This is a genomic window from Pontibacter ramchanderi (genome assembly GCF_002846395.1).
Classification (GTDB): Bacteria; Bacteroidota; Bacteroidia; order Cytophagales; family Hymenobacteraceae; genus Pontibacter; species Pontibacter ramchanderi.
The window spans coordinates 1,583,588-1,604,878 of the sequence record NZ_PJMU01000001.1 but is presented as its reverse complement, the minus strand read 5'-3'; the positions used below and the strand labels follow the sequence as shown (position 1 = coordinate 1,604,878).

General features: G+C 49.8%; 17 protein-coding genes. 10 read left to right on the top strand and 7 right to left on the bottom strand.

Annotated features, from left to right (window positions below):
• Positions 1-316: 316 nt before the first annotated feature.
• The 4 genes from BD749_RS06765 to BD749_RS06750 are packed head-to-tail and all read left to right on the top strand — an operon-like array spanning position 317 to position 7,495.
• Entirely contained in the window at positions 317-1,051 is a 735-nt protein-coding gene (locus BD749_RS06765) for a hypothetical protein (protein WP_101443547.1), read from the top strand.
• A 52-nt stretch (positions 1,052-1,103) separates the two neighbouring features.
• Entirely contained in the window at positions 1,104-3,884 is a 2,781-nt protein-coding gene (locus BD749_RS06760; RefSeq protein ID WP_180336336.1) for a TonB-dependent receptor, read from the top strand.
• Positions 3,885-3,890: 6 nt separating this feature from the next.
• A complete protein-coding gene (locus tag BD749_RS06755) occupies positions 3,891-5,039 on the top strand; it encodes a DUF4249 domain-containing protein (RefSeq protein WP_101443546.1) in 1,149 nt (382 codons plus the stop codon).
• Between the two features lie 29 nt (positions 5,040-5,068).
• Positions 5,069-7,495 (top strand): hypothetical protein, encoded by a 2,427-nt coding sequence (locus BD749_RS06750; protein ID WP_143741236.1) that lies wholly within the window; start codon positions 5,069-5,071, stop codon positions 7,493-7,495.
• A gap of 75 nt (positions 7,496-7,570) precedes the next feature.
• Here the strand turns inward: BD749_RS06750 and purB are convergent, their stop codons facing one another.
• Complete coding sequence (gene purB / locus BD749_RS06745; RefSeq protein WP_101443544.1) at positions 7,571-8,923, bottom strand: adenylosuccinate lyase; 1,353 nt, start codon at positions 8,921-8,923, stop codon at positions 7,571-7,573.
• A gap of 377 nt (positions 8,924-9,300) precedes the next feature.
• On the opposite strand from purB, the gene BD749_RS06740 reads away from it, so the two are divergent.
• On the top strand, positions 9,301-11,274 hold the full coding sequence (locus BD749_RS06740; RefSeq protein WP_101443543.1) for a biosynthetic peptidoglycan transglycosylase: 1,974 nt from the start codon (positions 9,301-9,303) through the stop codon (positions 11,272-11,274).
• Between the two features lie 176 nt (positions 11,275-11,450).
• Positions 11,451-12,458, top strand: coding sequence for a bile acid:sodium symporter family protein (locus BD749_RS06735; protein WP_101443667.1), 1,008 nt, complete (start codon positions 11,451-11,453; stop codon positions 12,456-12,458).
• A 70-nt stretch (positions 12,459-12,528) separates the two neighbouring features.
• On the opposite strand, the gene BD749_RS06730 is transcribed toward BD749_RS06735, so the two are convergent.
• From BD749_RS06730 to hemG, 6 genes are all read right to left on the bottom strand, one after another.
• The gene (locus BD749_RS06730; RefSeq protein WP_101443542.1) at positions 12,529-12,852 is read right to left on the bottom strand and encodes a DUF3817 domain-containing protein; all 324 of its coding nucleotides are present in this window, start codon (positions 12,850-12,852) and stop codon (positions 12,529-12,531) included.
• Positions 12,853-13,026: 174 nt separating this feature from the next.
• A complete protein-coding gene (locus BD749_RS06725; protein WP_101443541.1) occupies positions 13,027-13,872 on the bottom strand; it encodes a hypothetical protein in 846 nt (281 codons plus the stop codon).
• 324 nt (positions 13,873-14,196) lie between these two features.
• On the bottom strand, positions 14,197-15,309 hold the full coding sequence (locus tag BD749_RS06720; protein ID WP_245868831.1) for a chorismate mutase: 1,113 nt from the start codon (positions 15,307-15,309) through the stop codon (positions 14,197-14,199).
• A gap of 263 nt (positions 15,310-15,572) precedes the next feature.
• Positions 15,573-16,523, bottom strand: a complete 951-nt coding sequence (locus BD749_RS06715; protein WP_101443540.1) for a TerC family protein — start codon at positions 16,521-16,523, stop codon at positions 15,573-15,575.
• Positions 16,524-16,673: 150 nt separating this feature from the next.
• On the bottom strand, positions 16,674-17,408 hold the full coding sequence (locus BD749_RS06710) for a polyprenol monophosphomannose synthase (protein ID WP_101443539.1): 735 nt from the start codon (positions 17,406-17,408) through the stop codon (positions 16,674-16,676).
• A gap of 13 nt (positions 17,409-17,421) precedes the next feature.
• Positions 17,422-18,771, bottom strand: a complete 1,350-nt coding sequence (hemG, locus tag BD749_RS06705) for a protoporphyrinogen oxidase (protein ID WP_101443538.1) — start codon at positions 18,769-18,771, stop codon at positions 17,422-17,424.
• 116 nt (positions 18,772-18,887) lie between these two features.
• On the opposite strand from hemG, the gene BD749_RS06700 reads away from it, so the two are divergent.
• The 4 genes from BD749_RS06700 to BD749_RS06685 all read left to right on the top strand — a co-directional run bounded on the left by BD749_RS06700 (position 18,888) and on the right by BD749_RS06685 (position 21,250).
• Entirely contained in the window at positions 18,888-19,409 is a 522-nt protein-coding gene (locus tag BD749_RS06700) for a D-glycero-alpha-D-manno-heptose-1,7-bisphosphate 7-phosphatase (RefSeq protein WP_101443537.1), read from the top strand.
• A 124-nt stretch (positions 19,410-19,533) separates the two neighbouring features.
• Complete coding sequence (locus BD749_RS06695) at positions 19,534-20,271, top strand: hypothetical protein (protein ID WP_101443536.1); 738 nt, start codon at positions 19,534-19,536, stop codon at positions 20,269-20,271.
• Between the two features lie 38 nt (positions 20,272-20,309).
• Positions 20,310-20,669, top strand: coding sequence for a DUF4180 domain-containing protein (locus tag BD749_RS06690; protein WP_101443535.1), 360 nt, complete (start codon positions 20,310-20,312; stop codon positions 20,667-20,669).
• A 35-nt stretch (positions 20,670-20,704) separates the two neighbouring features.
• Positions 20,705-21,250 carry a GNAT family N-acetyltransferase gene (locus tag BD749_RS06685; protein ID WP_101443534.1) on the top strand — a complete coding sequence of 182 codons (546 nt, stop codon included), beginning with the start codon at positions 20,705-20,707 and terminating at the stop codon, positions 21,248-21,250.
• Positions 21,251-21,291 lie beyond the last annotated feature (41 nt).

Sequence of the window (21,291 nt, the reverse complement as noted above, 5' to 3'; positions counted from 1 at the left end):
ATGTAGTTTAATGCAATCCCGTCATATTCACGCTGAAATTTGAGCCTCTCAGCTTCATAAAAAAAGCCAAAGTATATGTTGCGGCAAATGGTCATTAAAGCCGAAATGAAATAGGATATATGATAAGGTATGTACTGTGTGGCTAATAGAGCTACAAAAGGAATGTAAGTTATGTTATATTTCTGGTGAGCGTATCAGCAAACTTTGGTTAGATATGATATAATATTTATTGAAATAATTTATTCAGTCGTTTGTCATAACATCAAACAAACGCTATATTTAATGTTTGTATTCGCTGTGAAGCCACCTAATTATTATGCGCAAAAGTTTTGCTTACCTGAAGCTTGTTTTTCTATTTAACCTTCTTCCATTCACGATTTTCGCTCAGACTGATACCAGTTTTGTAGGTAGTGCTGTTGATGATGCGTTGAAACAGTATAAAACTGCAATCGGGGTACACGCTCACCTGTATAACGGCACGGAGTATTTTGTGCCAGTAAAGTCTTACGTTAAGGGGCATCAATTCTATCAGGATAAGGTATACCAGAACGGGACAGTAAAGTACGACGGAGCCTGGTTTAAAGAGGTACCGATGCTTTACGACCTGATGCAGGATGAACTCATCATTGTGAACCATGGGAGCGGGCAGCCGCAACGGCTGGTAAAGAACCGCATTGAGTCCTTCAAGCTTCATGGGCATACCTTTGTCAGAATCGAGCCAGACAGCACAACTGGACTTTCCATACAATCGGGCTTTTATGACCTGCTCTACAGCGGAGAAACACAGGTGTTAATGAAACGTGAGAAAACACTATTTGAGCGTGCAAGCACCGAAGGCATGGAGGGAGAGTATCGGGATGCCAGTAAATTTTACCTTGTGAAAGACGGCATTTACCATCCTGTAAGCAACAAGCGTTCTGTTATGCGGGTGCTGCGTGATCAGAAAAAGCCCCTGAATAAATTTGCCAAGGCCAATAGACTCCGCTTCAAAAAAGAGCGGGAATATGCAATCAGGAAAACTGCGGAGCACTACGACACGCTCCGTCAATAATCAGGCAAGTTTCCGATCAATCCAAAATCTGTTCAAGCTCTCTTCCTTTCTTATGACCCATTTTTACAGAGCAATTTTGCTGGTGCTGTGTTGCTTCCTTTGCACAACGGCAACATTGCAGGCCCAGCAGCGGAACGAGGCTCCGCTCATTACCGGTTCATTCCGCAACCTGACTTTCCAGGATTTCGTGCAGCGACTGGAGACCCGGTTGCCTTACAAGTTCTACTATGAACAGGCCGTAGCCGATAGCATTGTAGTGGATCTGGAGGTGAATGGAGAACCTCTGAATCTGGTGCTTGCGCAGATCCTGAATGGTACTGACTACAAATTTGCCATCACGGAGCAGCGCCAGATCTTTATCACACGGCAAAACCCGATCATTACCAGCCTGCCTTCCAACTTTTTTAAAGATGAGCAAGAGGCCAGCAGAAGCAGCCAACTTGCTGCGCCCGCATACCTGCCGCAGCAGAACAACCGGAAGAGGATTCAATCGGAGGTAAAGCTGTATGAAATAGGTACGCCTAATGCCAGTAAGAGTGGTCGGGCGAATTTAGCGGGCACCTTGCGCGATGCCAATACAGGAGAACCAATCATAGGTGCCCACATCTATATTGAGTCCCCTTCTATTGGCACGGCTTCTGACCAGTATGGCTATTACTCGCTATCGCTCCCGGTAGGGCGGCACGAGTTGAACATCCGGGCGGTGGGGCTTAAGAATACAAAGCGCCAGGTGATACTGCACAGCGACGGCAAACTGGATATTGAAGTGGAGGAGGACATTCGCTCGCTGAAAGAAGTGCTCGTGGAAGCTGAGAAAGACCGCAATGTGACCGGCCTGCAGATGGGTATGGAACGCCTGGACATCCGCACGATCAAGCAGGTGCCAACGGCATTTGGCGAAACAGATATTCTTAGAGTCGTGTTGACGCTGCCCGGCGTGAAATCAGTGGGGGAGGGAAGTACCGGTATGAACGTGCGGGGCGGTTCCACTGACCAGAACCTGATCCTGCTGAACGATGCTACTATTTACAACCCCTCGCACTTGTTTGGTTTCTTCTCCGCCTTCAACCCGGATGTGATCAAATCGGTGGAGCTTTACAAGAGTGCCGTACCTGCCCGCTATGGCGGTCGTCTGTCGTCGGTGCTGGAAGTGACCTCCAGAGAGGGCAATAAAAAGCAGTTCAGTGGTGCGGGTGGCATCGGCCTGCTGACGAGCCGTTTGACACTGGAAGGGCCAATCATAAAAGATAAAACCTCTATTCTGGTGGGCGGTCGCTCCACCTACTCCGACTGGCTGCTCAAGAAGATTCCCAATAAGTCGTTCAGTAACAGCGAGGCTTCATTCTATGATGTTAACACGCACATCAGCCACGAAATTAACGAGAAGAACAGCCTCTACCTGACCGGCTACCTGAGCAAAGACCGTTTTAAACTAGCAGCCGACACGCTCTATCGTTTTCAGAACCAGAATGCCAGCCTGAAGTGGAAGCACAATTTTCACAACAAACTATACAGTGTGGTAACAGGTACCTACAGCCACTACGGCTATGATATTTCGAATGACGAAAACGCGGCGAACGCAGCTGTGATGGAGTTCGGAATCAGCCAGACAGGGATGCAGGTGGATTTTAATTACTTCCCTGACTCTAAGCATACCCTTGATTTTGGTGCCAGTGCCATACGCTACGAAGTAAACCCGGGCAGCTTGGTGCCGAACCACAGCGAATCGCTAATTAAAGCAGATAAACTGCAGCAGGAGAAGGCCATTGAGAGTGCGCTGTACCTGTCTGACCGCTATGACGTGAGCCAGCGGCTTTCCATCTCGGCCGGCTTGCGCTACTCTTTCTTTACGGCGCTTGGTCAGCGTGACGTGCTGCAATATGCACCGGGTTTGCCCAAGTCGCTGAGTACGATCGTGGACACTGTTTCCTATGGCAGCGGCAAATCCATTGCCACCTATCACGGCCCGGAGTTCAGGCTTTCGGCCCGCTACGTGCTGTCTGACAACTCATCTGTTAAAGTGAGCTTCAACAGGCTGCGCCAATATGTGCACATGCTCTCCAATACCGCCACCATGGCCCCAACCGATACCTGGAAGCTAAGCGACAGCAACATCAAGCCACAAGTAGGCGACCAGGTGGCAATTGGCTATTATCGTAACCTGCGTGCCAATACCATCGAGTTCTCGGCAGAAGCTTACTACAAATGGATGCAGGATTTCCTGGACTACAGGAGTGGAGCCAATATTATCATGAACCACCACATCGAGACAGATGTAGCCAATGCCGAAGGCAAAGCCTATGGGGTGGAACTGATGCTCAAGAAAGCAACGGGTAAACTAAACGGCTGGGTCAGCTATACCTATTCGCGTACTCTGGTACGCCTCAACGACCCTACAGTGTCGGAAGTGATAAACAGAGGTGAATGGTACGCCAGCAATTTCGACAAGCCCCATGACCTGACCATGATCAGCAACTACCGCTTCAGTCAGCGTTTCAGTACCTCACTCAACTTTACCTACAGCACCGGGCGGCCTATTACGCTGCCGCTTGCCAAGTATTACGATGGCGGCTCCCACCGTATTCTGTACTCTGACCGCAACGAGTACCGCATTCCGGACTACTACCGCGTAGATCTGGCTCTGAACATTGAGGGTAATCATAAGATAGCAAAGCTAGCGCACAGTTCCTGGACGCTGGCCGTCTACAACCTGACTGGCCGCAAGAACCCGTACTCTGTATACTTTAAGTCTCAGAAAGGGCAAATCAAGGGTTATAAGATGTCCATTTTCGGGCACCCGATCCCGACCATCACCTATAACTTTAAGTTTTAAATCGATATGAATATCCGGAACTGGAAAAACCCAATCGTCTGGCTTATAATGCTTGTTTTCAGTGGCTGCGTAGAACCTTACTTTCCTGAGGTGAAGGAAACAACCAGTAGCTTTCTGGTAGTAAACGGCTTCCTGAATGCCAATGCCCCCACGACCATACAATTGCTCCGTACCCAAAACTTAAACGATACAGGAACTCCCCCCGCTGAGACAAACGCTACCGTGATAGTAGAGTCAGAGAACGGGGAGCGGTTCGGCTTGCATGAGACAGGGGGCGGTACTTACATGCACCCTAATCTGCAGCTAAGGCAAGACACAAAGTATAAGCTCTATATCCGTACCAGGTCAGGTAGCGAATACGCTTCAGACTACGTGGAAGTGAAGTCAAGCCCTACGATCGGGGATGTTCGATGGAAGGCAGAGGACGGGGAGGTGAAAATCTTTGTGAACTCTCACGATCCGAATAATAAAACACAGTACTACAAATGGGAATACGAGCAAACCTGGCAGTTCCGGCCCGCTTTTCACTCCGTCCTGATCTACGATAAAGGCGAGGTGCGTTTTCGCGAACCGAGTGATGCCCCTATTTCCGTTTGCTGGAAATCAGAGAACTCTACCCGGGTTGAAATAGGATCATCTGTGAAACTGAGCGAAGACAGGATCAGTGACTACAGGCTACTCTCCATACCTTATAATTCAGAGAAGGTCAGCATGAAGTACAGCATACTGGTGAAGCAGTACGCACTGACGCGTGACGCGTACGAATACCAGGAGATGCTCAAAAAGAACACGGAGAACATCGGCACCCTTTTCGACCCGCTTCCATCGCAGCTGACCAGTAATATCCGCAGCCTTTCAAACCCCAGTGAAACAGTTATCGGGTATCTGTCGGCTACGACCATGGAAACGAAAAGAATCTTTATAGACAGCCGCGACCTCCCTCGCGATTGGCGACTCTATTTTCCCACTTGTGAGATTGATACTGTGATGATCGCTTCGGGTGAAGTGCATGAGCGCTTTACAGGAGGTTACCTGTTGCCTGTGGATGAAATCTATGGCACTGGCCCCGGTCCGATCGGCTATACCTACGGCACACGTGCGTGCGTGGACTGTACAGTACAGGGCTCTAATGTTAAACCAGCTTATTGGGAGTAATGCCATACCTGAACCGACCAACTAGAACGATGAATTCCTCTCAACATAATCTATCCCGATCCGGCAGAAGAAGGTATACGCTCTGTACCCTGCTTTTCCTGGCGCTAGGTATAGCAACTGTAAACGCACAGTCTGGCCAACAGCATGAGGCACTCAGCAACCTGCAGAAGCACCGGCAAGCAGCGCTGCAGGAGAAGCTATACCTGCACATCGACAGACCGGTGTATGCCTGCGGCGATGAGCTATGGTTTAAGGTATACAACGTAGACGGCAGCCTGCACCGCCCGCTCGACATGAGCAAGGTAACGTATGTAGAGTTGCTGGACGCTGACCAAAAGCCCGCCTTGCAAGCCAAAGTTGCCATGAAAGATGGCGTAGGGAACGGTTACTTTCAGTTACCGACTACACTCCAAACCGGTAACTATACTGTGCGGGCATATACCAGTTGGATGAAGAACTTTGATCCGGCGTTTTACTTTCAGCAGCAGGTATCCATTATCAACACCTTTGAGCAACTGCCGAAGCAGGAGGCCCTGAAAGCAAAAGCCTATACCTTGCAGTTCTTTCCGGAAGGAGGAAATTTACTGGCAGGTATAAAGGGTAACGTTGCTTTTAAAATAACCGATGGGAAGAGCGGCAAAGGAGCCATGCTGGCGGGAGAGGTGCTTGATCAGGATGGTAACAAGGTTGTTGATTTTGCGCCGCACAGATTTGGGATAGGCCGCTTTGCGTTTACGCCAGAGATAGGTAAACGCTATACCGTAAAACTCCAGTTGCCGGATGGTGGCACTCTGGAACAGGCCCTGCCGCAGATACACGAACGCGGCTATACCTTGCAATTAACAGATACTACGGCCGACTACGTGCACATTGCGGTACAGTCGGCAGGCAAGGCGGATGAACAGGTATACCTGATGGGGCATACGCGCCAGCAGGTGGTAAGCTCTGAGAAAGCACTGCTGCAAAATGGAAAGTGTGTGTTCAGAGTAAGCAAAGCAGATCTGGCAGACGGCATTACGCACTTTACGGTGTTTAACACAGCGGGCCAGCCAGTGAGCGAGCGCCTGTACTTCAAGCACCCGACAAGAGAGTTGGCTTTGAAGGTTGCGGTGCCACAGCAACAGTACAACCTGCGCGAGCGTGTGCAGGTCGATTTACAGTCTGCTTCCGAAGCGCTGGCCAACGCATCAATGGCTGTGTACAAATTGGATTCGCTGCAAATGGCGCCACAAGCCCACATTGCCAGCTACCTGTGGCTCGAGTCTGATCTGAAAGGAGCAATTGAGAACCCCGCTTATTATTTTTCTAACGCAGGCAAAACCGACCTACAGGCTCTGGATAACCTGATGCTGACGCATGGGTGGAGCCGCTTTACGTGGGATGACGTGCTGGGGAAAGAGCCTGCAACACCTTCCTATTTGCCAGAAAACCACGGACATCTGCTCTTCGGAAAACTTACACACAAAGCTTCAGGCCAACCCGCTCCGGGCATTATGACCTACCTGGCGTCACCTGGCAAGCCCATCCGTTTTTACAACGCCCAGAGTGATGCAGCCGGCCGACTATTGTTCGAGCTGAAAGACTTTTATGGCAACAAGGACCTGGTGCTGCAAACTGACTTTACCAAAGACAGCACTTACCATTTTGAGCTGCTCAGCCCTTTTTCGACGCGCTTTACGGCTGCTCACGCACCGCTCCAGCTCCCCGAGTCGAGGGTGGGCGATATAACCGAGCGCCACTTGCAGGTGCAGCTGGAGCACGCCTATTATGGTGCTTACCGCAACAGGTTTCATACGCCAGGTATAGACAGCTCGGCCTTTTACGGGCAGCCACTGGAGAGTTACCAGCTCGATGACTACAAGCGCTTTAAAGTAATGGAGGAGGTGATGCGGGAATATGTGCAAGGCGTGCAGGTGCGAACACGCGGGCGCAGCTTCCATTTTATGGTGATGAACCGCCCTTACAAATCAATTTTCCGCCAAAACCCGATGGTGCTGCTGGATGGCGTGCCCGTGTTCAACATCGATAAGATCATGGCCTTCGACCCCCTTAAAGTAAAGCAGCTGGATGTGGTGGCGAGCCGTTTCTTCCATGGCCCGCTGACCTACGAAGGCCTGGTGAGTTACCAAACCTACTCAGGCGACCTGGCAGGTTTTAACCTGGATGCCCGCGCCTTGATGCAGGCCTATGAAGGATTGCAGCAGCAGCGGGAGTTCTATGCCCCGGCCTACGACACGCCGGAGCAGAAAAGCAGCCGACTAGCCGATTTCAGAAACCTGCTACACTGGGCACCCAACATTCAAATAGAGCCAGGCAAAGCAGAGCAGGTCAGTTTCTATACCTCCGATCAACCAGGTACCTACCTGGTGGTGGTGCAGGGTATTACGGCTTCAGGAGAAACGGGCTATCAGCTACAGCAAATAAAAGTGAACGGTCCGGTAGCTCAAAAACAGTGATAAACCGACCCCATAAAGAAAAGCCCCTGCCGGATACTACCGGCAGGGGCTTTTCTTTATGGGGTCGGCTATACCTTAGAGCAGCTGCACACCGGTATAGGTATAAGGGCTTATCTTTTTAAGCTCAGCCTTGATGGCGTCGCTTACCTGCAGCGTGTCAATAAAGCTGGAGATAGTCTGCTCGGTGATCTTTTCGTTTTTACGGGTCAGGTCCTTCAGCGCTTCGTAGGGCTGTGGGTAGCCTTCGCGGCGCAGCACGGTTTGAATGCCTTCTGCCACGACAGCCCAGTTTTCTTCCAGGTGATGGCGCAGCGCAGCCTCGTTCAGCTCCAGTTTGCCAATGCCGCGCTCCAGCGACTTCAGGGCGATTACCACATGCGCCAGTGGCACACCAATGTTGCGCAGGACGGTAGAGTCGGTGAGGTCGCGCTGCAGGCGGGAGATTGGGAGCTTGGCAGACAAGTGCTCCAACACGGCGTTGGCTATACCTAGGTTGCCTTCGGCGTTCTCAAAATCGATGGGGTTTACTTTATGCGGCATGGCCGAAGAGCCAACTTCGCCGGCTTTGATCTTCTGCTTGAAATACCCCATCGACACATACTGCCATACATCGCGCGAAAAGTCGATCAGGATGGTGTTAAGGCGCTTGATGCCGTCGAAATAAGCAGCCATGTTGTCGTAATGCTCGATTTGGGTGGTGTATTGGCTGCGGCGCAGACCCAGGGCCTCCTGCACAAAGCGGTTGCCGAACTCAGGCCAGTTCACATCCGGGTAAGCCACGTGGTGGGCGTTGAAGTTGCCCGTCGCACCGCCAAACTTGGCTGAAAAAGGCACCTGACGCACCTGGTCCATCTGTGCTTCGAGGCGCTCGGCAAACACCATGATCTCTTTGCCCAAGCGGGTAGGGGAAGCCGGTTGCCCGTGGGTGTGGGCCAGCATGGGAATGTCTTTCCAGGTATGCGCTAGTTCTACCAGCGTTTGGTGCAGCTGCTGGTACAACGGCATCAGCACACGATCATCGGCCTCGCGCAACGAGAGCGGAATAGCGGTGTTGTTCACATCCTGCGAGGTGAGGCCAAAATGGATAAACTCTTTGTACTGGCTGAGGCCGAGTGTGTCGAACTTCTCTTTGATGAAATATTCCACAGCCTTTACATCATGGTTCGTGGTCTTTTCCGTTTCCTTGATGCGCAGCGCGTCCGCCTCAGAGAATTGCTCATAAATGGCCCGCAGTTCCTGAAACTGATAAGGCGGCACTGCGGCCAATTGTGGCAGCGGGAGCTCACAAAGGGCTATAAAATACTCCACTTCCACCAGCACACGGTAGCGGATCAGTCCGAATTCAGAAAAATAGGCTGCTAACTCTGTTGTGTTGCGGCGGTAGCGGCCATCCACCGGAGATATGGCCGTAAGTGATGTCAGATTCATGCAAAAAGAATGTTTCGTTGGTCAAAGATAAGTGTAAAGCCATCGTGAGCCAAATAAGCAAGTAGCTATTTCACAACTATTAAGCGCTGCTCTGGGCCTAAGATGCGCGACGAAGTGTTAAAAGAACGTATGCGCTATTCCTGCTGTTTGTGTATTGTAAGGTGTTGTAAATGAAATGATTGGTCTTGTTTTTGCAGAGGGAAGCACAGCGAAGTGTTTATCTGTACATCCAAATCCGGCTGCGGTCGTATGCGGGTTAGATAACACGAACCATACGGAATTACGTATGCGTGAAGAAGTGCTATATTATATGGGCACTATATTTTGATACTCAATCTAATTGGCGTAATTCGCACCTTGATATTTTGAACCAGCGATTGAAAAAAAGAATACTGATTGGAGTTGGCGCAGTGCTGGGCCTTTTCCTGATCCTCATAATTGCCCTGTTCGCTTTTAGGAGTAGCCTGCTTAGCTATACCGTAAACCGTGTGGTAGAAAAAGTGGAAGGCCGCTACCCCGTGGATTTTAACATCGGCAATGCCGCCTTTAACGGACTTACCTCAGTGGTGCTGAGCAACATAACCTTGGTCCCACACGGTCAGCCGCAGCTTTTTAAAACCGATAGCGTGCACGCCACCGTGAGCTTTCGCTCCCTTATCAAAGGGCGCATTGTACTGCGCGAACTCAATGTGGCCAATGGCTACCTCACGGCAGTTAAAAACGGAGACCAGAACAATTTTTCCTTCCTTTTCAGGAAAGACAGTACGCAGCCCGTTGACACAACCGCCAAGGGTGGTCGCAATTACGGCGAACTGCTCAACAGAGTGCTCGAAACGGCTTTCGACAATGTGCCGGATCAGGTACATTTTAATAACCTGAACGTTTCCTATACCTCGCCCAGCCGTGTGATAGATGTCAAAATGCCTTTCCTGACGATAGAGGATGGTAATATAGCATCTGAGGTAGCCATTCGCACCGACTCCCTTACCAACAATATGTTTGTGAAAGGCACTATCGACCCGCGTGACTACAACATCAAGGCCAGCTTTTACACTTCCGATACGCTGGGTATCCGGCTACCCTATGTTCAGGAGAAATTCAGCGGAAAGGTGGCCTTCGACACCTTGCATCTGGGCATGACGGAAAAGCGCTATCGCCGTGATAAGCTCACTGTGAAGGGGAGTGCCATGGTAAATAACCTGACGGTGAACCACGAGAAACTGGCTGACGAGGATATTTTCCTGCGTGAGGGTGCCGTAAACTATGTGGTGTCGCTTGGGAAGAACCTGTTTGTGGTGGATAGCCTGACGGAGGTGCGCGTAAACAGAGCCCGTGCGAACGTGTATGCCTCTTACAACAATGCCAACTCCAAGATCATTGACCTGAAAGTACGCACCGAGGAACTGCCCGCCAACGACTTTTTCGAATCGCTGCCAACCGGACTGTTCGAGACACTGGAAGGTATACAGGCCGAGGGAAAGCTACAGTATAAAATGAAATTCCATGTCGACCTCGACAGCGTAGAGCGTGTGGTGTTCGATTCTGACCTGGATGCCTCGGACGATTTTAAGGTAGTAAAATGGGGCAAAGCGAACCTCGACAAGCTGAAAGGGCCGTTTATGCACACCATGTATGAGTATGGCAAGCCTATCCGCACGTTCATGGTAGGTCCGGCTAACCCATTCTACGCACCGCTCAACCAAATTTCGCCCTACCTGCGCAATGCCGTGCTTACAGCCGAAGACGCTGGTTTCTACAGTCACAAGGGTTTCCATGAAGAGGCTTTCCGGCAGGCAATCGCCACCAACATCAAAAGCCGCGAGTTTGTGCGCGGCGGAAGTACCATTTCGATGCAGCTGGTCAAGAACGTGTTCCTGACCCGCAAAAAAACGGTATCGCGCAAAGTGGAGGAGGCCATTATTGTGTGGCTGATCGAGAACGAGAAGATCATTTCGAAAAACCGGATGTTCGAGATATACCTGAACATTATTGAGTGGGGACCAGACGTGTACGGCGCCAAGGATGCCTCTCGCTTTTACTTCGGCAAGCAGCCCTCGGAGCTTAATCTGGCGGAGTCCATTTTCCTGACCAGCATCATCCCGAGTCCGAAGCGCTACCGGTCTTCGTTCGACAGCTATGGCAACCTGCGCAGCTGGAAGTCCGGCTACTACCGTTTGATTGGTGGCATTATGGCAAGGCGTGGGCTTATTTCGCAAGCCGATTACGAAAACCTGCAGCCGAATGTGCGCCTTTATGGCCGTGCCCGCGACCTGATCGTAACGGCACCGGACGCCAACTACGAGGACACCACTGAGTTTGAACTGGAAACGATTGACATGCTGGGTTTTTAAACCTAATCTATATTTGAAACAACGGCCGGAGCTTGCAAATGCGTCGGCCGTTGTTTTGTTTTGGGGCTGTCTATACCTGGCCTGCGCCTTCACCTTACTAACGTAAACCTGTGACTACACCGCTGACACCCCTGCCCGAAGATCCGAACCACCAAGTGAGCAAGCCTCGATTTGGGGTGCGGAGCGTACAGGAACTTCTCGCCCGTGCCGGCTTCGACTGGTTTCTGCTGGCCCTGATCGGGATGATCGTGCTGGCCTGGCTCTGGCCGGAGGGTGGTATAGACCGCGAGCCTTTTTCGCTGGGAGATGTGGCAGGTATAGGCGTTTCCCTGATCTTCTTCTTTTACGGACTGCGGCTTAGTCCTGAAAAGCTCCGGGCGGGCCTTGGCAGTTGGCGGCTTCACCTGGTGGTGCAGGCTTCCACCTTTCTGCTTTTCCCGCTCCTGATCATGCCGCTGCATGGTTTTTTTGAAGGAACATCCTATGAACTGCTCTGGCTTGGAACCTTTTACCTGGCGGCTTTGCCCTCCACGGTGTCCTCTTCGGTAGTGATGGTATCGATAGCGGGAGGTAACATACCGGCGGCTATTTTCAATGCCAGCATTTCGAGTTTGGTGGGTGTGTTTGTCACGCCACTCTGGATGGGGCTATACCTGACGGCCGGCTCCGGTGACTTCGACATTGGGCAGGTAATGGGCAAACTGGTGTTGCAAGTGCTACTGCCGGTTACTTTGGGCATTGTGCTGCACCGCTACTGGGGGGCTTTTGCAGAGCGCAACCGCAAACAGCTCCGCCTATCCGATCAGGTTATTATTCTGCTGATCGTCTATACCTCGTTCTGTGAGTCTTTTGCCCGCGACATGTTCAGCGGTTATAGCATCGGCAACCTGCTATTACTCGGCCTGGCCATGATCGGCTTGTTCATTTTGGTGTATGGCATTGTGCATATAATCAGCCAACTGATGGGCTTTAGTCCTGCTGATCGCATTACGGCCATTTTCTGTGGCTCCAAAAAGTCGCTGGTGCACGGCACGGTGATGGCCAAAGTGCTTTTTCCTGATGCTAACATGGTAGGCATCATGCTGCTGCCGATCATGATTTACCATGCGCTGCAGCTACTGGCATCCAGTGTAATCGCACAGTCCATTGCCCGCAGGTATGGCTTGTCTGTAAAAGGCGAGTAGAACGTAAAAAAGGCTGCCCTAAGTGGACAGCCTTTTCTGATATTTTGGGCTAAATAGTTGAGGGTTGTTATTATGCAACCTGCCTGGCAGGCTCTTCTTTCTTAGTTTCCTCGTCTTTCAGTAACTTCTTATCTAAGATGAATGGTCCGAATGGCAGAAGTGAGGCAATTACCGCAGCCGCTACCTTTTTGATGGACCAGTTGTGCGTGAGGGTCACTTCCAGCACCGACATCATGTACAGCACAAACAGTACACCGTGTGCCCAGCCTGTATACTTCACTACCTCAGGTATACCAGCCATGTACTTGATCGGCATGGCAATGCCTAGCAGGAGCAGGTAAGAGATACCTTCGTAAATACCAATGGTGCGAAGTCTTGAAATAGGGGTTCTCATATTGTAATGCTTTTGTTCTGCTGCAATTTAGCACTTAACAGCTGAGTAACCCTAATCGTGCCATTGGAATGCAAATAATTACGACAGACAGCAGGTTCGGAAATGATTCGGTGTGCACAAAAATAAAAAGGCTGCTCTAAGGCAGCCTTTTTATTTTATAAAAAACTTTCCTGATTACTCTGCAGGATTGAAATAAGCACCCTCTGTAGAGGCTACTACAGATCCGTCTGGAGTTTTAGCTGACCAGTCACCAGTTACCATGCCTGCACCTTTGATTTCCTTGTCAAAAGTAACATAGTAAGTCTTTGTGCCTTTTGCGAGAGAAGCCTCATCCCAATAAATAGTATAGTTATCATTTTCGGTCTTCTTTCTAATAGTGCCGTTTTCGCTCACGCTCACATTAGATACTTTAGCAGTCAAGCCGCCCTGGATGTGTACATCTGAATAATCCTTACAAGTATTCAATGTGAATGCAACTTTTAATCTGTACATGTTAGTACCGATAAGTTCTTTCTCAACAACTGTAGCTGTCATATTCTGAACACAGTCTTCTGTATAAATTACAGAACCGTACTTGAACGTGTTGCTGAAACCGTTATTGCCTTGTGCAATGTAGTGGGCTCTGAAATCAAATGTTCCGGCTACATTAGAGGTAAATTCGTGTGTATAGGCACCACCAGCAATTACTTCATAAGCCTCTACTAATGACCATATAGTATTACCTTCGCCATCAACACCTGTTGCCTGCTCTAGATGTATTTTACCATTACTAGGTGCATTAGTGCCAAAACTAAGGGTAATTGTCACAGTATTGCCAATCATTTGTGTAGCAGGAGAGAAGCCTAGGTTGATATCAGCATCTACTCTTGGCGTATTGTTTCCATTAGTAGCACCAACTTCTTTCTTCGCCGCATCAATAGACGAGGCATTCAGGCCCACATCATCAAGCTCTTTTGTACAGCTTGTGAAAGTACCGGCTAACATGAGTAGCGCTGTGGTGAAAATGTACAGTTTCTTCATTTTGATTTTTATAAAGGGTTAGTAGTTGTGTATAGATATATACTAATTTTTAGTCTTTAACTTATGTTATGGTAAAATTGTTGCATTAAATTTTAATATTCAAATATTTTTATAAAAATATTTTTAAATAATAAGGGTATAGTTATGGAATTGTATCCAAGTTTTGGATCAAAACAGCTAGGTTTCAAATAGAAATATGAGAAGAAAGCCCTTTGTACGAGATAATCGCGATGTCTTTACAGATTGTGATTGCACAAAAAAAGCCCTGCTCCGAAGCTATTTATGCTATTCCGGAGCAGGGCTTTTTAGAGTGGACAGGCCTAACTAGGAACTTAACCCATAGTTATACAGGTGGGTGCGGGCATACTGCGAACGCACTTCCTGGAAGATAGTCTTAACCACAGTTTGGTCTATGCCTGCGCTGCTGGCCTGGTGCAACAGGTTTTCCAATACCAGGTCCCAACGAACCGGATCCGGCGTTTCGGTTTGCTGCTCAACTGGCTTGTTGTAATCGCCGAGCTGGGCCGTAACTTTGGTACGTCGCGATAACAAAGTCATCAACTCGTCATCCAGGTTCTCGATCTCTTTGCGGAGCTTCTCTATCTGGGCGTTTTGCTTCAGCTTTTCGGCTGGTGTATGCTGCTGTTTCAAAGCTTGTAACAGCATGTGCAGCTCCTGCGGCATGATTTGCTGTTGGGCATCGCTCAACGCCGCTGCCGGGTTGTGATGCGATTCCACCATCAGGCCATCATAACCCAGGTCAAGGGCACGTTGGCTTACCGGGCGTAGCAAACTGCGGCGACCCGCTATGTGGCTGGCGTCGCAGTACATGGCCAGGCCAGGCACTTGCTGGCGCAACTCCAGGGCATGTTCCCACTTTGGGTGGTTGCGGTAGGGGGCACTGTCCAGGGTAGAGAAGCCGCGGTGCATTGCGCCAAGCTCTGTGATGCCACTATTATGCATGCGCTCCAGAGCACCCAGCCACAAAGCCAGGTCGGGGTTTACCGGGTTCTTAACGAGTACAGCCACCTGCACGCCTTTCAGCGCGTCGGCGATCTCCTGCACCAGAAAAGGGTTTACAGTGGTGTGGGCGCCAATCAACAGGATGTCCACGCCGTGCTGCAGGGCTTGCTCGGTTTGTGTGGCGTTGGCTACTTCGCAGGCAGTACGCAGTCCGGTTTCGACTTTTACGGTGCGCAACCACTCCAGCCCGATTGTGCCTACTCCATTGAAGCTTCCCGGGCGGGTGCGCGGCTTCCAGATACCCGCTCTGAACACCGACACGCCTTTCACCTTTTTCAGGCCAAGGGCGGTTTGCAACATTTGCGCTTCACTCTCAGCGCTGCACGGACCCGCAATCACCATCGGGCGCTTATGGCTTACCAATTGGCTTTGCTGTCCTGCTAACTTCATGCTGCTGTGTGCTGCTGTACTCATGTGTTTATGTAATTTATAATATGCCTTAAAACAAAAAAGCCCCGCTGTTGGCGGGGCTCCTGTGGTACCTGTGTATGTTGATGTTTACCTAACGCACAAAGTTCTACCAGGGAGCCCCGCAAGAGGCACCAGCTTAGAATTTGTAAAAATGGAGGCGTTAGCGAAAATCATTTCTTCTCAATTATGTTGCAATTGAACGTATTTTAACTCAGAAAAGCAAATATAGCAAGTATATTTTAGGGAAAAATCTGAAATAACCTTAGTTAAGGTATACTGATATCGGGTGGAGGAGGCAGCTTGTCGTCTTTTTTAGGGAAAAGAAGCGAAACCACAATAGATACTGCCAGTATGGAGCCCACTACCAACAGGGCATAGCGCATGTCCATGTGGTAGATGTCGCTCAGCAGCAGTTTGGCGCCAATAAAAACAAGGATCAGCGACAAACCATAGTGCAGGTAATGGAACAGCTGCATGATGCCGGCCAGGGCAAAGTAAAGCGCCCGCAGCCCCAACAGGGCGAACACATTGGAGGTATAGACAATAAACGGATCCTTCGAAATGGCCAGGATGGCAGGTATAGAATCGGCAGCAAACACCACATCTGTACTCTCCACCATAATCAGGACCAGAAAGAGCGGGGTAGCATACAGCTTGCCGTCGATCTTGGTAAAGAATTTGCCGCCGACCGCCGTTTTGGTGAAGCGCAGCTTTTGGCTGGCCCACACAATTAAAGGGTTCTGCTCGGGGTGCAGTTCATCGTCACTTTTGGTAAAGGCCATTTTGATGCCTGTGTAGACCAGGAAAGCACCCAGTATGTAAATGATGAAATGGAACTTGGAGATAAGCGCTACACCAACGATGATGAAAATACCCCGCAGCACCAAAGCACCGATAATACCCCAAAAAAGGATCTTGTGCTGGTATTGCTGCGGCACTTTAAAGAAGTTGAAGATTAGGATGAAGACGAAGAGATTGTCAACGCTCAGCGACTTCTCGATCAAGTAGGCCGTGAGGAACTCCATGGCGGGAGCAGACCCTTTCCAGTAGTAAATTCCCACATTGAAGAGCAGTGCAAGGGCAATCCAGAAAGCGCTCCAAAGCAGGGCCTCCTTTATTTTTACCACGTGCTCTTTCCGATGAAACACGAACAGGTCCAGCGCTAGCAGCAGCAGGATAAACGCGTTGAATATGACCCAGAAAAGGATATCGTTCATAAGTGATAGTGGTTGACGCATGAGAGCCCACAAGCATTGTAGGCGTAGCTATACCTAATCTGCAAAGATAATTGATTCAGTGCGTCCTATGCCTCTCTGGCCACAACAATATATTTCGGGGAAACAGGCGCCGGCAGGTATAGCCCGTGCCTAGTAACGGTCGAAATGGCGGAAAAAGCTGTTCACTTTCATCCGGATCACACCGAGCACGGCCTCCTGGAAGATGCCCTTCGACATTTTGGATTGCCCCTTGGTGCGGTCCGTGAAAATGATGGGCACTTCTTTAATCTTGAAGCCATACTTGAACGTGAGGAACTTCATCTCGATCTGGAAAGCGTAGCCTACGAAGCGGATCTTATTGAGCTGGATGGTTTTGAGCACCCTGCGGCGATAACAAACAAAGCCGGCAGTGGTGTCGGCAATGGGCATGCCGGTGATCAGGCGCACGTACAGGCTGGCAAACCACGACATCAGTACCCGGCTCATGGGCCAGTTCACCACGTTTACACCCTGCACATAGCGGCTGCCGATCGACATGTCATATCCGTCTTCGGCACAGGCCTGGTAGAGGCGCACCAGGTCATCGGGGTTGTGCGAAAAGTCGGCGTCCATCTCAAAAATGTATTCGTAACCCTGGCGCAGCGCATATTTAAAGCCGTGAATATAGGCTGTACCCAAACCCAGCTTACCGGTGCGTGACTCAAGGTGCAGGCGCTCCGGAAACTCCTGCTGCAAAGTTCGCACGATGTCGGCGGTGCCGTCCGGGGAGCTGTCGTCTACAATCAGCAGGTCGAAAGGGTGGGGGAGTGACATCACCTTCCTGACAATAGCCTCAATATTCTCCTTTTCGTTGTAGGTGGGTATGATCACCAGCGAGTCATTCATACCGCAAATATAGTTATTCAGCTATTGAGCGGGAAACGGCGCGGGGATTAATTTTGGTGGCAATGGCTTTGGCTTCGCGTACACAGCCCGGCACCGAGACGCCGGCATACCAGTTGGCTGAGATAAAGAGGCCGTCCTGCTCGAGCACCTCGGCCATGTGGTGGGCGTCTTTTATGTATAAGTCGAACTGCGGCATGGCGTGCGGCCATAGGTGCACGTGCTGGTACACAGGCGCCAGTGCCTTGATCTGATAGGTTTCGCAGAGTTCACGGTGCACCTGCTCAAGCAGGCTGCGCTCATTTAGCAGGGCATGCTCGGCAAAGCGGGTGCCACCTACAAAAGAAGTGAGCATGACCTCGTGCGGACGACAGCGCCCTTCAAACAATGAGCTCGTCCAGATAGAGCCTGACGTGAACGATTGCTCCTCCCAGGGGTGCAGCGCCCCGAAGCCTTGCAAAGGATGGCCCACTTCGGCGCGGTTATACACGGTGTGCACTACAGCCATAGGCGGGTAGTTGATGTTTTGCAGCGCCGCCGCCATACCTGGGTAGGTAAACTCGATCAGTTCGGCCGCCTGGTGAGCGGGCAAGGCAAGCACCAGTTTGTCATATTCCTCGTTGTCGTGGTCGCCGTTGGAGGCGCAGCTGATGATGTACTTGCCTTTGATGCGGGTAATGAACTCGACCTTGTGATCCAGGTGCAGCGAAATGAGCTTGTCGGCAATGGCCTCTGGCAACGTGGACATGCCATTGCGGAACGAGAAAGCCCGCTGGAACACGCCACGTTTCTTTCGCTGCACCATTCCCTCCAGCACCGATCCATACGCTGTTTCGAGTTCTTTAAGCTCCGGATGAGCCTTGTTAACCAGCAGCTGCCTGGGATCGCCTCCATAAAGACCGCTGATCATCGGGGCAGCCAGGTAGTCCATCTGTTTCACGCCGAAGCGACGCTCAAAAAAATCGGAGATGGTTTCATTCTCTACTTCTGCTGGCGGTTGCTTTCTTTCCTGCAGAATCCTGTACTTGTCTTCTTTTGAGAATATGTCGTTTGCCAGAAAGCATTTCGGGCTGGAGGGTACCGGATGCAGTTTACCCTTGTGCAGCACATACCTTTTGTTATTGCGCGGGGTGAGGGGGAGCAGTTCGGTCTCCAGTTTGAGCTCTGTGATGAGCTGCAGGAGCTCTTCGTTCATTTGCAGGGTGTTGGGGCCGAGCTCGAAGGTATAGCCGTTTTTGCGCAGGGTACGCATGTTGCCGCCCACCTCGCTTCCCGCCTCAAAAAGGTCGTATGCTACGCCCTGCCGCTGTAGGTAATAGGCCAAAGACAGGCCTGAAATTCCCGCTCCGATAATCGCTACTCTCATAATCTGCTGCCTGTATGCTGATATTTATTTGTACTGTTATGCGGCAGTATTGCTACCATGGCATGCATATCCAACGTAATAATTCTAATTTTAGCGCCTGAACCTATAGACTGACAATGCAGCAAAAATGCGTATTCCTGGACCGTGACGGCGTGCTTAACCGCGAGCGAGGAGACTATACCTATACCTTGGAAGATTTTGAAGTGCTGCCGGGCGTGCCGGAGGCATTGGCGCTTTTGAAGCAAAACGGCTATTTGCTGATTGTGGTTACAAACCAGGGCGGTATTGCCAAAGGCCTGTATACCAAGGCCGATGTAATGGCCTGCCACCAGAAACTGCAGGAGAGCTGCGGCCACCTGATCGATGCCATTTACTACGCCCCATCGCACCCAGACTACTCCGAGTCCCTGTCCCGCAAACCCGACAGCCTGATGCTGGAGCGTGCCATGGCCAGGTATAGCCTAGATCCCTCTCAAAGCTGGATGGTAGGCGACTCCCACCGCGACCTGGAAGCCGCCGAAAAAGTGGGCGTGCGCAGTATCATAGTAGGCGATAAGTACAAATACGGCAGCTATACCTGGCAGGCAGATGACCTGTGGGAAGCTGTTCAGATCATTCTGCAGGAAAAGAGAAAATAGGACTGGAGCTTATATTTAATTTCCTATATTTAACATAAGAGGAAGTACGTTTAGTTGACGTAGATGTGAAGGAACTACGTAGTGTCGCACTTTTAAGAGTTAGGCCTAATTTAAAGCAATAGAAATGAAGAAAATATCTAAAATTCCTCAACTGATCATCACCCTCTCTTTTCACTTGGCTGTCTGGTTGATTGAGCACTTCAGTAATATTGAAAGATATCAGAAGAAAGTAGATAAGCTTCAGGAATTAGAAAAAGGAACACTAGGCAAGGACATCGCTGAGTGCTTATCAAAAAATAAACTAAGACTTGTCCCTGGCTATGAATCTCATGACCTTAAACACGTGCTTCTGGACTACAAAATGAATCCTGTTGATGAAATAAGGATGCAAGCTTTCATGATTGGCAACGGTAATGTGTCAATTCTAAGTCTTGCCATCTTTTTGTACGGATTCCTACTTCTTCCTAATAAATGGCGGACATTCTATAAAGACTTTAAAAGCGGGTTAGCCTCTCAACCGATAAAACATTGGCAGATTGACCAATATGCAAAGTACTGCACGGCAGATCTCAGAAAAAGAGTAATCGGGACAGAAGATATACAAGTCGTAATGCAAGTAAAGATGAAAAAACTAAGTTTAATTGCTTCTTGTCTCTCCATGATTTTAGGTGTAGTGGGTATGCTGTACTGTTTGCCTTTCTTATTCTCTCCTGTTCTTGAAGATTTAGTTGGAGCGGGTTTTCCATTTGTCGGCGGTGCAGTACTGTTTGCTGCCGGATTAATCAGCTTTTCCATAAATAATAGAAAAGCTGGGCCTAACAAGGACTTTATGCCAGCCGGGGTATATTCCAAAGTTGCTTAGCCGCAGTTCATCTACAGCCTCCAGCAAATCGTCGAAAAATGAAGTTAGAAACCCACCATGTGAACGATTCAAAAACTGCAGAGGTCATTTCGGATGCCATCGAGATCAACAGTATCGAAGACGGACTGGATCAGTTGGGTAATCTTTACTACCAGGACTTTGACAAAATCATCCTGCACGAAAAGAACATTACGCCTGATTTTTTTGACCTGAAGAAAGGCATGGCGGGCGAAATACTTCACAAATTTTCCAACTACCGTGTGCGCTTGGCCATTGTGGGAACTTTTAAGAAGTATACCAGCAAAAGCATGCAAGACTTCATTTTCGAAAGCAACAAAGGCAAACAAGTCAATTATGTGAGTATTGTTGCAGATGGGTTGAACGTACTCTCCAACTAAAGGGATAAGTGAAATAACCAGCAAAGAGATACTTTATGGCTCAGTACAGATCTTTTGAAACCGAGCGCCTGCTGCTAAAACCAACTTCGGAAGAGGATGCAGCTTTCATGCTTAAGTTACTCAACACGCCCTCCTGGATCAGGTATATAGGAGACAGGAATGTGCATACCGTAGAAGAAGCAGTCGCCTATATCCGCGACAAGGTGACTGCCCAACTGCAGCGGTTAGGGTACGCCAACTATACCGTCATCCGGAAATCGGATGGAGAGAAGCTGGGCGTTTGCGGACTATATGACCGGGAAGGGCTGGAAGGTATTGACATTGGCTTTGCCTTTCTGCCGGAATACGAAAAGCAAGGCTATGGTTTTGAGGCCGCCCAGGAGATTAAGCGCGCAGGTATAGAGGAGTTCGGCATTTCTCAGATGAAGGCAATTACCACGAAAGACAACGTGCCCTCGCAGAAGCTGCTCCAAAAGTTAGGCCTGCGCTACAGCAAAATGGTACAGTTGTCTGACGATGCAGAGGAACTGATGCTCTTCGAGTTCAATTTAGATGATCCGGCGGTTCACGCAAACCAATAGCCTTCACGAGCACGACACTTTCCCAATACACGGAAAAGCAG